This window comes from Saccharopolyspora halophila (genome assembly GCF_039531955.1).
Classification (GTDB): Bacteria; Actinomycetota; Actinomycetes; order Mycobacteriales; family Pseudonocardiaceae; genus Saccharopolyspora; species Saccharopolyspora halophila.
This window is the reverse complement of the sequence record NZ_BAAARA010000004.1, coordinates 210,464-223,834: the sequence shown is the minus strand read 5'-3', so window position 1 is coordinate 223,834 and position 13,371 is coordinate 210,464. Positions and strand designations below refer to the sequence as shown.

The 13,371-nt window shown below is 70.0% G+C and carries 12 protein-coding genes; 3 read left to right on the top strand and 9 right to left on the bottom strand.

Features of this window, described 5'->3' with window-relative positions; translation table 11 throughout:
- Window positions 1–465: 465 nt before the first annotated feature.
- Both ABD289_RS08605 and ABD289_RS08600 read right to left on the bottom strand, forming a co-directional pair.
- A complete protein-coding gene (locus ABD289_RS08605; RefSeq protein ID WP_344128551.1) occupies window positions 466–1,095 on the bottom strand; it encodes an MBL fold metallo-hydrolase in 630 nt (209 codons plus the stop codon).
- Window positions 1,092–2,177: an S-(hydroxymethyl)mycothiol dehydrogenase gene (locus ABD289_RS08600; RefSeq protein WP_344128549.1), complete on the bottom strand. Its 1,086-nt coding sequence runs from the start codon at window positions 2,175–2,177 to the stop codon at window positions 1,092–1,094. The genes ABD289_RS08605 and ABD289_RS08600 overlap by 4 nt, the downstream gene beginning before the upstream one ends.
- A 189-nt stretch (window positions 2,178–2,366) precedes the next feature.
- Here ABD289_RS08600 and ABD289_RS08595 point away from each other — a divergent pair, with 189 nt between their 5' ends.
- Window positions 2,367–3,170 carry an SAM-dependent methyltransferase gene (locus ABD289_RS08595; protein ID WP_344128547.1) on the top strand — a complete coding sequence of 268 codons (804 nt, stop codon included), beginning with the start codon at window positions 2,367–2,369 and terminating at the stop codon, window positions 3,168–3,170.
- Here the strand turns inward: ABD289_RS08595 and ABD289_RS08590 are convergent.
- The 3 genes from ABD289_RS08590 to ABD289_RS08580 form a co-directional block, all read right to left on the bottom strand.
- Window positions 3,139–4,347 (bottom strand): MFS transporter, encoded by a 1,209-nt coding sequence (locus tag ABD289_RS08590; RefSeq protein WP_344128545.1) that lies wholly within the window; start codon window positions 4,345–4,347, stop codon window positions 3,139–3,141. The genes ABD289_RS08595 and ABD289_RS08590 overlap by 32 nt on opposite strands.
- A gap of 88 nt (window positions 4,348–4,435) precedes the next feature.
- Entirely contained in the window at window positions 4,436–5,629 is a 1,194-nt protein-coding gene (locus ABD289_RS08585; RefSeq protein WP_344128543.1) for an acyl-CoA dehydrogenase family protein, read from the bottom strand.
- Complete coding sequence (locus ABD289_RS08580; RefSeq protein WP_344128541.1) at window positions 5,626–6,807, bottom strand: CaiB/BaiF CoA transferase family protein; 1,182 nt, start codon at window positions 6,805–6,807, stop codon at window positions 5,626–5,628. Before ABD289_RS08580 ends, ABD289_RS08585 begins: the two co-directional genes overlap by 4 nt.
- Window positions 6,808–7,153: 346 nt before the next feature.
- Between ABD289_RS08580 and ABD289_RS08575 the strand changes: the two genes are divergently transcribed.
- Window positions 7,154–7,798 carry a GntR family transcriptional regulator gene (locus tag ABD289_RS08575; RefSeq protein WP_344128539.1) on the top strand — a complete coding sequence of 215 codons (645 nt, stop codon included), beginning with the start codon at window positions 7,154–7,156 and terminating at the stop codon, window positions 7,796–7,798.
- Window positions 7,799–7,849: 51 nt separating this feature from the next.
- On the opposite strand, the gene ABD289_RS08570 is transcribed toward ABD289_RS08575, so the two are convergent.
- A complete protein-coding gene (locus tag ABD289_RS08570) occupies window positions 7,850–8,710 on the bottom strand; it encodes a 3-hydroxybutyryl-CoA dehydrogenase (RefSeq protein ID WP_344128537.1) in 861 nt (286 codons plus the stop codon).
- Between the two features lie 467 nt (window positions 8,711–9,177).
- Here ABD289_RS08570 and ABD289_RS08565 point away from each other — a divergent pair, with 467 nt between their 5' ends.
- Window positions 9,178–9,459 carry a low temperature requirement protein A gene (locus tag ABD289_RS08565; protein WP_344128534.1) on the top strand — a complete coding sequence of 94 codons (282 nt, stop codon included), beginning with the start codon at window positions 9,178–9,180 and terminating at the stop codon, window positions 9,457–9,459.
- Here the strand turns inward: ABD289_RS08565 and ABD289_RS08560 are convergent.
- The 3 genes from ABD289_RS08560 to ABD289_RS08550 all read right to left on the bottom strand — a co-directional run bounded on the left by ABD289_RS08560 (window position 9,417) and on the right by ABD289_RS08550 (window position 13,154).
- Window positions 9,417–10,421: a sugar ABC transporter substrate-binding protein gene (locus tag ABD289_RS08560; protein WP_344128532.1), complete on the bottom strand. Its 1,005-nt coding sequence runs from the start codon at window positions 10,419–10,421 to the stop codon at window positions 9,417–9,419. The genes ABD289_RS08565 and ABD289_RS08560 overlap by 43 nt on opposite strands.
- Before the next feature lie 218 nt (window positions 10,422–10,639).
- A complete protein-coding gene (locus ABD289_RS08555) occupies window positions 10,640–11,650 on the bottom strand; it encodes an ABC transporter permease (protein ID WP_344128530.1) in 1,011 nt (336 codons plus the stop codon).
- Window positions 11,643–13,154, bottom strand: coding sequence for a sugar ABC transporter ATP-binding protein (locus tag ABD289_RS08550; protein ID WP_344128528.1), 1,512 nt, complete (start codon window positions 13,152–13,154; stop codon window positions 11,643–11,645). Before ABD289_RS08550 ends, ABD289_RS08555 begins: the two co-directional genes overlap by 8 nt.
- Window positions 13,155–13,371 lie beyond the last annotated feature (217 nt).

The window sequence follows — 13,371 nt, the reverse complement described above, 5'->3', positions numbered from 1 at the left end:
CGCAACTCAGACCGCGCCGGGACTCGCGGATGGCCGGCGCGCGAAACCGATCGCGCGTGCGCTGCCGACATCGGAGCCGGGGGTGTCCGATGCCCGGCAGCACACCGCACCCGCACGCCGGTTCACCGCACGTCCGGCGGGGAAAGTCTGCCGTCCGTCCGGTGAGCCATCATCCGTCGAAAGACGGAGTGTACGACTCTCCGCCTAGGTGCTTGGGGCTTTGCAGATGTTTCGGTGCTGCGGTTCGCGTGACTGCAACGCCCCCAGGGGACCTCGCAGAATGCGGCGGTAGCCGCATGCGGTGCGGGACTCAGCCGGCACCGCGCCGGGCTCTCCGACGTCGCCGGGCGAGGCAGCCGCAGCGCCGCGCAGGCCGCTGGTCAAGTCACGGATCGCACGGCCCGGCGGCGTCCGAGGTTCCGCCCGGCACCGCCACGCGAGTCCCGAACCGAAATGTCCCCCTGTTCAGTAGCCGCGAGCCACCCAATCGTCGAACTGCGGGACAACTTCACCGATGGTCGTCGACTCGCCGTGCCCGGGCTTGACCGCGGTCTCCGGCGGCAGCGGGAGCAGCCGGTCGCGGATCGACCTGGTGATCACGTCGAAGTCCGAATAGGACCTGCCGGTGGCTCCGGGACCACCGGCGAACAACGTGTCACCGGTGAAGACCACGCCCAGTTCGGGCGAGTAGAAGCACACACCTCCTGGCGCGTGCCCCGGGGTGTGCAGCACCTCCAGCGTGCCGCCGCCGACCTCCACCGCCTGGCCGTCGACGAACAGCCGATCCGGCTCGCGATCCGGGTGGGTGAGGTACCACAGCACCAGGTCGTCGGGGTGCAGGTAGATCGGCGCGCCCACGGCGTCGGCCAGCTCGGGCGCCTTGCGGACGTGGTCGTCGTGGCCGTGCGTGCACAGCACCGCCAGCACCTTGCGGTCGCCGATCAGCTCGCGGATGGCCGCCACGTCGTGCGGGGCGTCGAGGACCACGCACTCGGCGTCATCACCGACGACCCAGGCGTTGTTGTCCACCTCGAACGTCTGGCCGTCCAGGGAGAACGTCCCCGAAGTGGTCGTGTGGTCGATGCGCAACGTCATCCGAAGGTCACCACCGAACGCAGCACCTCGCCGTGGTGCATCTTCTCGAAGGCCTGTTCCACCTGGTCCAGCGCGATCCGCTCGGTGACGAACTTCTCCAACGGCAGCCTTCCCTGCCTGCTGAGCTCGACGAGCATCGGGAAGTCGCGCTCGGGCAGGCAGTCCCCGTACCAGGAGGACTTGATCGCGCCACCGCGTCCGAAGAGGTCCAGCAGCGGGAGCTCGAGGGTCATGTCCGGCGTCGGCACGCCGACCAGCACCACGGTGCCCGCGAGATCGCGCGCGTAGAAGGCCTGCTTGAAGGTCTCCACCCGGCCGACCGCGTCGATGACGATGTCGGCGCCGAAACCGCCGGTGAGGTCGCGAACGGCCTCGATGGTGTCGCTCTCGGCCGCGTTGACGGTGTGCGTCGCGCCGAACTCGCGAGCCCACTCCAGCTTCTTGGGATCGGTGTCGACGGCGATGACCCGACGTGCGCCTGCCATGTTCGCCCCTGCGATGGCGCCGTCGCCGACCCCGCCGCAGCCGATCACCGCGACCGTGTCGCCCGGTTTCGCACCGCCGGTGTTGACCGCCGAACCGATGCCCGCCATCACGCCGCAGCCCAGCAGCCCGGCCACCGCGGGCTCGGCCTCCGGGTCCACCTTGGTGCACTGCCCGCTGTGGACCAAGGTCTTCTCCGCGAACGCACCGATGCCCAACGCCGGCTCGAGCGGGGTGCCGTCGCCGAGGGTCATCGGCTGCGCGGCGTTGTGGGTGTCGAAGCAGTACTGCGGTTCCCCGCGCTTGCAGGCGCGGCAGACACCGCAGACCGCGCGCCAGTTGAGCACCACGAAATCGCCCGGTGCCACGTCGGAGACGCCCTCGCCCACCTGCTCCACGATCCCGGCGGCCTCGTGGCCGAGCAGGAACGGGTAGTCGTCGCTGATGCCGCCCTCGCGATAGTGCAGGTCGGTATGGCAGACCCCGCAGGCCTGGATTCGCACAACGGCTTCGCCGGGGCCCGGGTCGGGGACCTTGATGGTCACCACCTCGACCGGTCGACCCTTTCCGGTCGACACCACCGCTTGGACGTCGGACAAGACTGCCTCCTGAGAAATGACTACGTTGTCGGGTGGGACGTCGCGCACCGCGCACCTCGTCGGCACATCGTCGTATGCACGTGCGGGCATCACAAGGACCCGGCGATCACGCCGCCCGATCGGTGTCAGACACCCGCAGTAGTCAATCGGTTACTGTACGATTTCGAGGGCGCACGGGGAGGATCGAGCATGATGGAAACGCGAGACGCGGCGCTGCGGGAGATGGACCTGAGCCGCCCGGCCGCGGCACGCATCTACGACTCGTTCCTCGGTGGTTGCCACAACTTCGGCGTCGACCGCGAACTCGCGGAACGCCTCGAAACCGACCTTCCCGGCATCGCGGACAGCTACCAGGAGAACCGGGCCTTCCTGCGGCGCGCGGTGGAGTTCATGCTGGCGCACGACATCCGGCAGTTCCTCGACCTGGGCTCGGGCATCCCCACGATCGGGCAGGTGCACGAGGTGGCGCGGCGGAGAACCCGGGACTTCCGGGTCGTCTACGTGGACAACGAGCCGCTCACCGTGGCGCACAGCCGCCCGCTGCTCACCCGCGAACCCAACGCGGCGATCATCCACGCCGACATCCGCGATCCCGCCTCGGTGCTGCGCGCATCGCAAGTTCGGCAGCTGCTCGACCTGAGCGAACCGGTCGGCTTGCTGATGTCGGCGGTGCTGCACTTCGTACCGGACTCCGATCGCCCGGCCGAGCTCGTGGAGGCGTACCGGGACGCGGTGGTGCCGGGCAGCCACCTGCTGATCGCCCACCTCACCGACAGCTACGACCCGGCGGCGATGCGGACCCTGGCCGATTTCTACGCGGAGAGCGCCGACCCGCTGCACGCGCGCAGCACCAGCGCCATCGAGAAGTTCCTCGGCGACTTCGAGCCGATCCCGCCCGGGCCCGGGCTGGTCGCCACCTGGCGCCCGGAACCGGGGCCGCGACCGGCCCCGCGCTACGAGATCAACTACGGCGCGATGACGCGGAAGCGCTGACGCCTCGCCGGGAGCGCTGGACCGGAAGCAACAGCAGGCCCGCAGTAACCGCGCAGACGCCCGCCGCCAGCCAGGCGCTCGCCAGGCCCATGTGCTGCGCGAGGAGCCCGAAGAGCAACGGCCCGAGGCTGCCACCCAGGTAGATCCCGGTCTGCGTGAACGAGGTCGCGCTGGCCACCCGGCCCGGGTTGAGCTTGGCCACCGCGAAGTTGAGGAGACCCGGCCAGGCCCAGCCGGCACCGAACCCGATCGCCACGCCCACGAGGAAGACCGGCTGGGAGTGCGCCGCCATCAAGCCGTAGCCCGCAGCGCCGATCAGCAGCATCACCGTGATCGCGCGAAGCAGGTTGGGGTCGCCGCGATCGGCCAGCACGCCCGCGCCCAACCGGACGATCAGCCCGGCCGCCGAGCCCAGGGACAGCACCAGACCCGCCGCCGAGGGGCTGAAGCCGACACCGACCGCGGTGGTGGTCACGAAAGCACCGAGGGCGTTGGCCGCGGCCGAGCCGAGCCCGCCGGAGATGGCGATCAGCAGCAACGCGCCCCGCGGCGAACCGCCGCCCCGCTCGACGCGATCGGGCGAGGCGGAGCGCTCGGCCCCGGGCAGCTTGGGCACCACCAGAGCGGCGACGAGCCCGACACCGCCCGCGATGACGAACACCCAGCGCCAGCCGATGGTCAGCGCGATCGCGGGCACCGCCACCCCGGCCAGCAGCGTCGCGGTGGGGATCGAGGACTGCTTGACGCCGAAGCCCATCCCCCGGCGCGCTGCCGGAATCCCTTGCGCGATCAGCAAGTTCGACGCCGGCTGCGCCAGCGAGTTGGGCAGTCCGGCCAGCCAGAGCAGCGCCAGCAGCCAGATCACGTTCGGCGCGGCGGCCAGGCCGAACAGGCACAGCGCGCTGCCCAGCGCGCCGAGACGCATCCCCAGCCGGGCGCCGACGCGCTCGGTCACCCAGCCCATGCTGCGGGAGAACACCGAGGCCACCCCGAAGAACCCGGCCGCGCCGACGCCCAGCAGCGCGGCTCCGAAGCCCAGGTCCTGCTGCAGCTGCACACCCAGTCCGCCGATGAGGAAGACCGGGAAGACCCCGCAGGTCACCACCGCGGCGACCGAGGCCAGCACCCGGGGCACCCCGACGGTGCGCTGCGTCCCGGCCTCGGTCGTCGCCGACATGGTTCCTCCCGCTGGGGTGTCTGCAAGGTCTCGTCAGCGTCTTACCCCGAACGGTGTTTAGCAACGCTAACGTGACGCGCGCCGCTCGCTACCCCCGGAAAGCCGGAATCCCGGTCATCGCCTGACCGATGGTCAGCGCGTGCATCTCGCTGGTGCCCTCGTAGGTCAGCACCGACTCGAGGTTGGTCATGTGCCGGATCACCGGGTACTCCAGCGAGATCCCGTTGGCGCCGAGCACGGTCCGAGCGGTGCGGGCGACCTCCAGGGCGCCCCGGACGTTGTCCAGCTTGCCGAAGCTGACCTGCTGCGGGATCAGCTCGCCCGCGTCCTTGCGCTTGCCCAGGTGCAGTGCGAGCAGCCTGCCGTTCTGCACCCGCACCGCCATGTCGGCGAGCTTGGACTGGGTGAGCTGGAAGCCGCCGATCGGCTTGCCGAACTGCTCGCGCGTGTTGGCGTAGTCCAGCGCGGCCTCCAAGCAGCTGCGACCGGCCCCGACCGCGCCCCACACGATGCCGTAGCGGGCCTCGTTGAGGCAGGACAGCGGACCGCGCAAGCCGGTGACCTCGGGCAGCACCGCATCCGCGGGCAGCCGGACGTCGTCGAGCACGAGTTCGGCCGTCACCGAGGCGCGCAGCGAGAGCTTGTGCTTGATCTCCGGGGCGTCGAAGCCCGGGGTGTCGGTCGGCACCACGAAACCGCGCACGCCCTCGTCGGTCTGCGCCCACACCACGGCCACCGAGGCGATGCTGCCGTTGGTGATCCACATCTTGCGGCCGTTGAGCACCCAGTCCGAGCCGTCGCGACGCGCGGAAGTGCGCATCGCGGCCGGGTCCGACCCGTGGTCGGGCTCGGTCAGACCGAAGCAGCCGAGCGCCTCACCGGCGGCCATCCGGGGCAGCCACTGCTGCTTGTGCTCCTCCGAGCCCCAGCGCCAGATCGCGTACATGGCCAGCGAGCCCTGCACCGAAACCAGCGAGCGCAGGCCGGAGTCGCAGGACTCCAGCTCCTCGCAGGCGATGCCGTAGTCCACCGCGGACATCCCGGCGCAGCCGTAGCCCTCCAGGTGCATGCCCAGCACGCCGAGCTTGCCGAGTTCGCGAGCGAGCTCGCGCGCCTGCGGGAACTCCCCGCGCTCGTACCACTCGGCCACGTGCGGCTGGACGTGATCGCGGCACAGCGCGCGGACGCTGTCGCGGATGGCCAGTTGTTCGGTGCTGAACTCGGCGTCGATGCCCAGCGGGTCGTGCGGGTCGAAGGCGGGACGTTTTCCACCGGCACTCATGTCGAGCTCCTCCTTGAGCTGATCGGGGGAAGCGGCTGCTCGGAATCCTCGAGCCAGCCGAGGACCTCCTTGGTGTGCTCGCCGAGCTGCGGCGGAGCGACGACTTCGGCGCTGTCGTGCCCGGAGAAACCGATCGGGTTGCGGACCTGCACCGCGGATCCCCCGCCCGGGTCGACGATCGGATCCAGGCCGAGGGATTCGGCGAGATGCACCGCCCCGGACAGGTCGTTGACCTGTCCGCACGCGATGCCCGCGGCGGTCAGCCGCTGCTGCCAGTCGGCGGCGGTGCGCGCGCCGAGCACGTTCTCCAGCTGGCGCACCAGCTCTTCGCGATTGGCGACTCGCTGGGCGTTGGAGCTGAACCGCTCGTCGTCGGCCATCGCGAGCAGTCCGAGCGCCTCGCAGAGCGCGCGGAACTGCGCGTCGTTGCCCACCGCCACCGCGAGGAAGGCGTCCTCGCAGCGCAGCGTCTCGTACGGCGCGATGCTGGGGTGCCGGTTGCCCATTCGCTGCGGGGAAATGCCGGTGGTGAGCAGGCTGGAGGTCTGGTTCGCCAGCGACCCGAGCAGGCTGGACAGCAGGTTGACCTCGATGTGCTGGCCGCGGCCGGTGCGATCCCGGTGCCGCAGCGCGGTCAGCACGCCCATCGCGGCGTCCTTGCCGGTGAGCACGTCGACGACCGCGACGCCGACCTTCATCGGCTGGCGGCCCGGTTCACCGGTGATGCTCATCAGGCCGCCGAGCGCCTGCACCACGAAGTCGTACCCGGGGAGGTCGGCGCCCTCCTTGCTGCCGAAGCCCGAGATCGAGGTGTAGATCAGGCCGGGGTTGAGCTCCCGGGCGCTCGCGTAGTCCAGGCCGTGCTTGGCCAGCGCGCCGGACTTGAAGTTCTCCACCAGCACGTCGGCGCGGGCCACGAGCTCGCGGGCGGCCTTGCGATCCTGCTCGTCGGTGAGGTCGAGGGCGATGCTGCGCTTGTTGCGGTTGACCGATTCGAAGTAGGCCGAGCCGGTCTCGGTCCACGGCGGGCCCCACGAGCGCGTGTCGTCGCCCGAACCCGCGCGCTCGACCTTGATCACGGTCGCGCCGAGATCGGCGAGCAGCATGGTCGCGTACGGACCGGCCAGCACCCGGCTGAAGTCGGCGACGACCACGCCCTCCAGCGGCAGCGTTTCCACGACGTCCACCTTTCCGCTAGCGCGCGGGGCCGAACGAGCCACGCCGCACCACGACCTCCCGGAGCGCTACCAGCTGACTTGCGGGCCGTTTCGGCATGCGGCGGTAGCCGCACGCGGTGCAGGACTCGGCCCGCACCACCGCGGTTCTCGGACATCGTCCGGCGCGGACGGTCGCGCCGCCACGCACACCGCGAACCGAAACATCTCCCTGCTTGCGCTTGCGCGAATTTGGATCCAATATACAAGTGTTCGGGCCGGGGTCAACCCGCTCGCCGGTCAGTCGGCGAATTCCGGCCGAAAGGACGAGAAGTAACCGAAAGTCCAGGGCAGCGCGGGAAAGGCAACGATGCGACGACCGCCCACCACCCAGGAGTACGTGCTCGACGAGCTCCGCAAGTCGATCTCCGCGGGCGAGCTGGCACCGGGTGCGCCGATCCGGCAGGACGGCATCGCCCAGCGCCTGGGCGTGAGCCGGGTGCCGCTGCGAGAGGCGCTGAAGACCCTGGAGGCCGAGGGTCAGGTGATCTACCAGCCGCATCGCGGCTATTCGGTCGCCGAGCTGTCGCTGAGCGACCTGCTCGAGGTCTACCGGATGCGGGAGCTGCTGGAGTCGGAGGCGGCGCGGGTGGCCGCCGGCCGGTTCACCGACGCCGACCTGACGCGCGTCACCGACGCCCAGCAGGACGTGGAGAAGGCGGCCGAGCAGGGCGATCTCGTCGCGATGATCGCGGCCAACCGCCGCTTCCACTTCGCCCTGCTCGAGCCGGCGGGCATGCCCAGGCTGCTGCGCATCGTGCGCACCCTGTGGGACACCACCGACGCGTACCGCGCGGTCTACTACAACGCCGAACCCAACCGCGCGCGGGTGCGCGCCGAACACGCCGAGATCCTCGCCGCCGCGCGGGACGGCGATCCGGACGCCCTGGTCCGGCTGCTCGCCCAGCACCGCGACCACGCGGTGCAGGACCTCCGCACCACGATCGCGGATTGAAAGCGGCGCCCGCGACCACCGATCGATCGCGGGCGCCGCCTCGTCCGAGGGTCACTCGTAGTCGTAGAAGCCCTTGCCCGACTTCTTGCCCTTCAGGCCCGCATCGACCATCCGCTGCAGCAGCGGCGGAGCGGCGTAGGTCGGCTCGGCGTACTCGGCGTACATCGAGTCGGCGATGGCCTTGAGAGTGTCCAGGCCGACCATGTCGGCGAGCTTGAGCGGACCCATCGGGTGGGCGCAGCCCAGCACCATGCCGTTGTCGATGTCCTCGGCCGAGGCGAAACCGCCCTCGTACATCCGCACGGCCGACAGCAGGTACGGGACCAGCAGCGCGTTGACGATGAACCCGGAGCGGTCCTGAGCCCGGATGGTCTCCTTGCCCAGCTGCTCGTTCGCCAGCGCGTCCGCGCGGGCGACGGTGTCCTCGCTGGTCAGCAGCGAGGGAACCAGCTCGACGAGCTTGAGCACCGGGACCGGGTTGAAGAAGTGCACGCCCAGCACCTTGTCCGGGCGGCTGGTCGCGTTGGCGACCTTCGCGATCGGGATGGAGGAGGTGTTCGTCGCCAGGATCGCGTCCGGGTCGGAGACGACCTTGTCCAGCTCGGCGAACAGCTTGAGCTTGAGCCCTTCGTCCTCGGCGATCGCCTCGATCACCATCTGCCGGTCGTCGAGGTCCGCGACGGTGGTGGTGAAGTGCAGGCGGGCCTGGGTCTCGTCGCGCTCGGCCTCGGTGATCTTGTTCTTCTGCACGGCGCGGTTCAACGACTTCCACAGCCCGCTGCGAGCGGCCCGGGCGGCTTCATCGCTGACCTCGCAGACGATCACGTCCAGGCCGGCTCGCGCCCCCACCTCGGCGATGCCGCCACCCATCTGGCCGCCGCCGACGACTCCCAGGCGTTCGATCTTGCTCACCACACCGATCCTTTCGCTTCCGGCTGCGCTGCCGCTTGGCGACCTTGATTGGCCAGATCATGCCAAAACCCGCCGGTAAGCACCGATCAACGTGTGTGACGACACGCCGCGCACGGGGAGCCGGGCCCCACACCCCCAGGACCCGGCTCCACCGGTCGAACCCCCCGATCCGACCCTGACCCCCGGTACTCCCCCACGATACAACACCGTCCGTACATGAGCGCGTGCGCTCCGGACACGCAAGATCAACTATGATCTCGATCGGGTGACAATGTCTCACCGCATCGGGCCGGTCCGCACGTGAACCTCGGCGGTCCGGGAATTCCTCGCATCGGTGCGATGATTCGCCGTCACGAGCAACGGCGTGCCGACGCCGCGCCGCAGGATGAGCGGGCGAGCCGCACCGCTCGGCCACGCCGCTGGAGCTGCTGTTCGGCCCGTGCTTCGCCGCTGCGGGGCAGGCGGCCGTGCAGTTGCACCACGGGCTGGCCGAGGGGCACTCCGGCACCGTGCGCGCGAGCTGCCTGATGGTCTTCTTCGCCATCTGGTGGGCGTGGATGAGCTTCACCTGGTTCGCCTCGGCCCACGAACGGGCGACGCGCCGTACCGGCTGCTCACGCTGCTGCGGATGGCTGGCGTGCTGGTGCTGCTACCGGCCGCGCTCGGGTCCACCGAGGACGAGCGCGGCCGGTTCGCCGGGACTCGGTTACTTCGGCGCCTTCTCGCAGCTGGGGTGCAGCAGGTTCTGAACCTCGGGACTGTCCACGTTGTCCTCGGTGATCAACGTGGATCCGGTGTCGGTGTCCGCCTGCGGTTCCTCGTTGCCGCGGATCTTGGCGATCGCGGCGTCGACCGCGTCGTGGCCCATCTTGAACGGGTTCTGCGCGATCAGGCCGGTGATGACGCCCTCGCGCAGCGCCTTGATCTCACCTTCCGAGGTGTCCCACCCGACGATCTTCACCTGTCCCGCCTTGCCCGCCTGGCGCACCGCCTCGGCCGCGCCCAGCACGCTGGGCTCGTTGGCCGCGTAGATCCCGTCGAGGTCCGGGTTGGCGGTCAGGATGTCCTGGGTGACCTGCAGCGCTTGGTTGTAGTCGCTATCGCTGGACTGCCGCGCCACCAGGTTCAGCCCGGGGTGGTTGGCCAGCCCGCGCTCGAAGCCCTCGCGACGGGTGTCGTTGGTGCTGGTGCCCGGCTGGAACTCGATGTGCGCGATCTTGCCCCGCCCGCCGAGCTGCTCGGCAAGCTCGTTGGTGGCCCGCTCGGCCGCGGCGACGTTGTTGGTGGCGTAGACCGGCACGTCCTCCGGCTGCGGCTGCGTCCCGGAGTCCATGTTGACCACCGTGGTGCCCTGCGCCCGCGCCGATTCGGTGACCTCCGAGAGGGCCTTGGCATCGGTGGCGGCGTAGACCAGGCCCTTGATGTCGCCCTGCGCGAGCAGATCCTGCAGCAGGCTCTGCTGCCCGCTGACATCGGTCTCGGCGCTCACGCCGTCCCAGTGCACGTCGACGTCGTCGTGCCGGGAAGCCGCGCACTGGGCGCCGATGCGCACGTTCTCCCAGAAGTCGAAGCCGATGGCCTTGGGGACCACCGCGATCTTGATCGGACCTTCGGCCTGGGTGCCACCACCGGACTGCTGGTGGACCCCGACGCTGCACCCGGTGGCGACCAGCGAGATCGCCACGCACGTAGCGGAGAGAACCTTCTTCAACGCCGAGCTCCTTTGCTCTTCGCGAGTTTCGCCAAGGGGTCCTTTCAAGATGCGGCGGTGGCCGCACGCGGTGCGGAACTCAGCTCGCACCGCCGCTGGTTCTCAGACGTCGCCGGACCAGGACAGCCGCAGCGCCGCAGGTCGCCGCTCAAGTCGCGGATTCCGCAGCCCGGCGGCGTCCGAGGTTCCGCCACGCCGACCGCGAACCGGAACACCTCCTAACCGCCGGCTTCGCTGCCGAGCTTGCGCCGCTGGTAGTAGTCCCACCACACGGCCAGCCAGATGATCACGCCGATCAGCACGTTCTGGTAGAAGGTGCCGATGTCGAGCTGCACCGCGCCGTTGCGGATGACCGCGACCAGGAAGGCTCCGATGAGCGAGCCGAGCACGGTACCGCGCCCGCCGAAGAGGCTGGCGCCACCGATGACCACCGCGGCGATCACGTCCAGCTCCAGGCCCTCCCCGAAGTTCGGCTGGCCCGAGTTGATCCGCGACGCCGCGATCATGCCGCCGAGACCTGCCAGCGCACCGGCGAGCACGTACACCGAGGTGGTGTAGCGCTTGACCGGAACACCGGACAACCGGGCGGCTTCCAGATTGGAACCCATCACGTAGGCGTAGCGGCCGAGCCTGGTGCGGGTGAGCACCAGGTGTCCCAGCAGGGCCACCACCACGATCAGCAACACCGGGATCGGCAGGACGCCGACCACTCCCTGCCCGAGCAGGCGGAAGGAGTCCGGCGCCCCGAACACGGCCACCGCGCCGGTGACGATGAGCACCAGTCCCCGGGCGACGCTGAGCATCCCGAGCGTGGCGATGAACGGGGGCAGCCCGATCACCGACACCAGCAGCCCGTTGACCAGTCCGGCCGCCGCGCCGACCGCGAGACCGCCGAGGATGCCCAGCAACGGGTTGAAGCCGAAGTCGGCCATCAGCATCACGCCGACGACCCCGGACAGCGCGGCCACCGAGCCGACCGACAGGTCGATGCCGCCGGTGATGATCACCAGCGTGACGCCGACCGCCATCACCGCGTTGACCGAGGTCTGCGACCCGAGGTTGAACAGGTTGTCGGCGCTCAGGAACGACGGCGCGACGATGGACAGGATCACGAAGACCACGATCAGCGCACCCGCCGCGGCCACCTGGGAGATCGCACCGGAGAACCGGTCGCGCAGACCGCCGAGCAGTCCGCGCTCCGCCGTGGACGGTGCCTTCGGCTCAGTCATGGTTGCTCCTCGCTCCGGTCGCGAGCGCGACCACGCGTTCTTCGGAGAACTCCTCGCGCGGCACCTCACCCGCGATCCGACCGCCGCGCATGACCAGGATCCGGTCGCACATGTTCAGCAGCTCCGGCAGATAGCTGGAGATCAGCACCACCGCCTTGCCCCGCTCGGCGAGCAGATCCATCTGCTGGAACATCTCCGACTTGGCGCCGACGTCCATGCCCCGGCCGGGCTCGTCGAACAGCAGCACCTCCGCGCCGGTCTCCAGCCAGCGGGCCAGCACCACCTTCTGCTGGTTGCCACCGGAGAGCGTGTTCGCCGGGCGTCCCACGGAGGGGACCCGGATGCGCAGGGTCTCGCGCTGGCGTTCGGCGATGCGGCGTTCGCCGGAGAGGTCGATCAATCCGGGTCGCAGCATCGGCAGCTTGGCCATGGTGATGTTCTTGTCCACGCCCAGCTGGAGTGCGAGCCCGTCGGTCTTGCGGCTCTCGGTGAGGTAGCCGATGCCCGCCGCGATCGCGTCCGCCGGTCCGCGGATGCGGAGCTCGCGCCCGTCCAGCCGGACCACGCCGCGATCAGGCGGTTCGGCGCCGAAGATCGCGCGCGCCAACTCGGTTCGCCCGGCACCGACGAGCCCGGCGAGACCGACGATCTCGCCCGCGCGGACCTCGAAGGAGGCATCTCGGACGGCGTCGCCCCGGCCGAGACCCTCGACGCGCAATCGCACCTCCCCGGGAGGTTGGTGGTTGCGCGGGTAGAGGTTGGCGACATCGCGCCCGACCATGAGCTGCACCAGCCGCGCCTCGTCGAGTTCGCCCACCGGGCTGGTGTCCACGACGGCTCCGTCACGCATGACCGTGACGCGGTCGCCGATCTCGAAGATCTCGTCGAGCCGGTGCGAGATGTAGGCGACGGCGATGCCCTGCGCGGTGAGCTCCCGGACGATGCCGAACAGCTCCTCGGTCTCGCGTTCGGTCAGCGTCGCGGTGGGTTCATCCAGAATGAGCACTTTGGCCTGCACGGCCAGCGCCTTCGCCAGTTCGACGCGCTGCTGCTCCGCTGTGGACAGCAGCGCCACCCGCTTGCCCGGATCGACGTCCAGGCCCACTCGGTCCAGCAGCCCCCGCGCCGCGCGGCGTTCGGCGGCGCGGGAGATCCAGCCGCCCCGTCCGGGCTCATCGCCGATGAAGAGGTTCTCGGCCACCGACAGGTCCGGGGCCAGGGCGAACTCCTGGTGCACCATGGCGATCCCGAGGCGGCGCGCCGAGCCGGGTCCGCGGAAGGCGACCCGCTGCCCGTCCAGCTCGACGTGGCCGCTGCTCGGCTCGTCGACCTGCGCGATCACCTTCATCAGCGTTGATTTCCCAGCACCGTTCTCACCTGCGAAGACGTGCACTTCGCCGGGAAGGATCTCCAGGTTCACGTCGTCGACGGCCACCACGCCGGGGAACCGCTTGCCGATACCGCGCAACGCGACGGCGGGAGGTACCTGCTCATCGGTTGCCACGACGCGCCTCCCTCGATCCTCGTCGATCGCCTTCCGGCCACGGGGTGCGCTGGATCATACCCACGGGATCGGAAGAGACGAAAGACTTGCCACAAAGCCAAGTAACCGATTACTGACATCGCGGCGAGCGGGCTCTTGCGTCGGGCGCCGGACACACCCGGACGGCGGAACGTACGCTCGGTGCGAAAGCGACATCGTTGGACCGGGGGGCGAATCA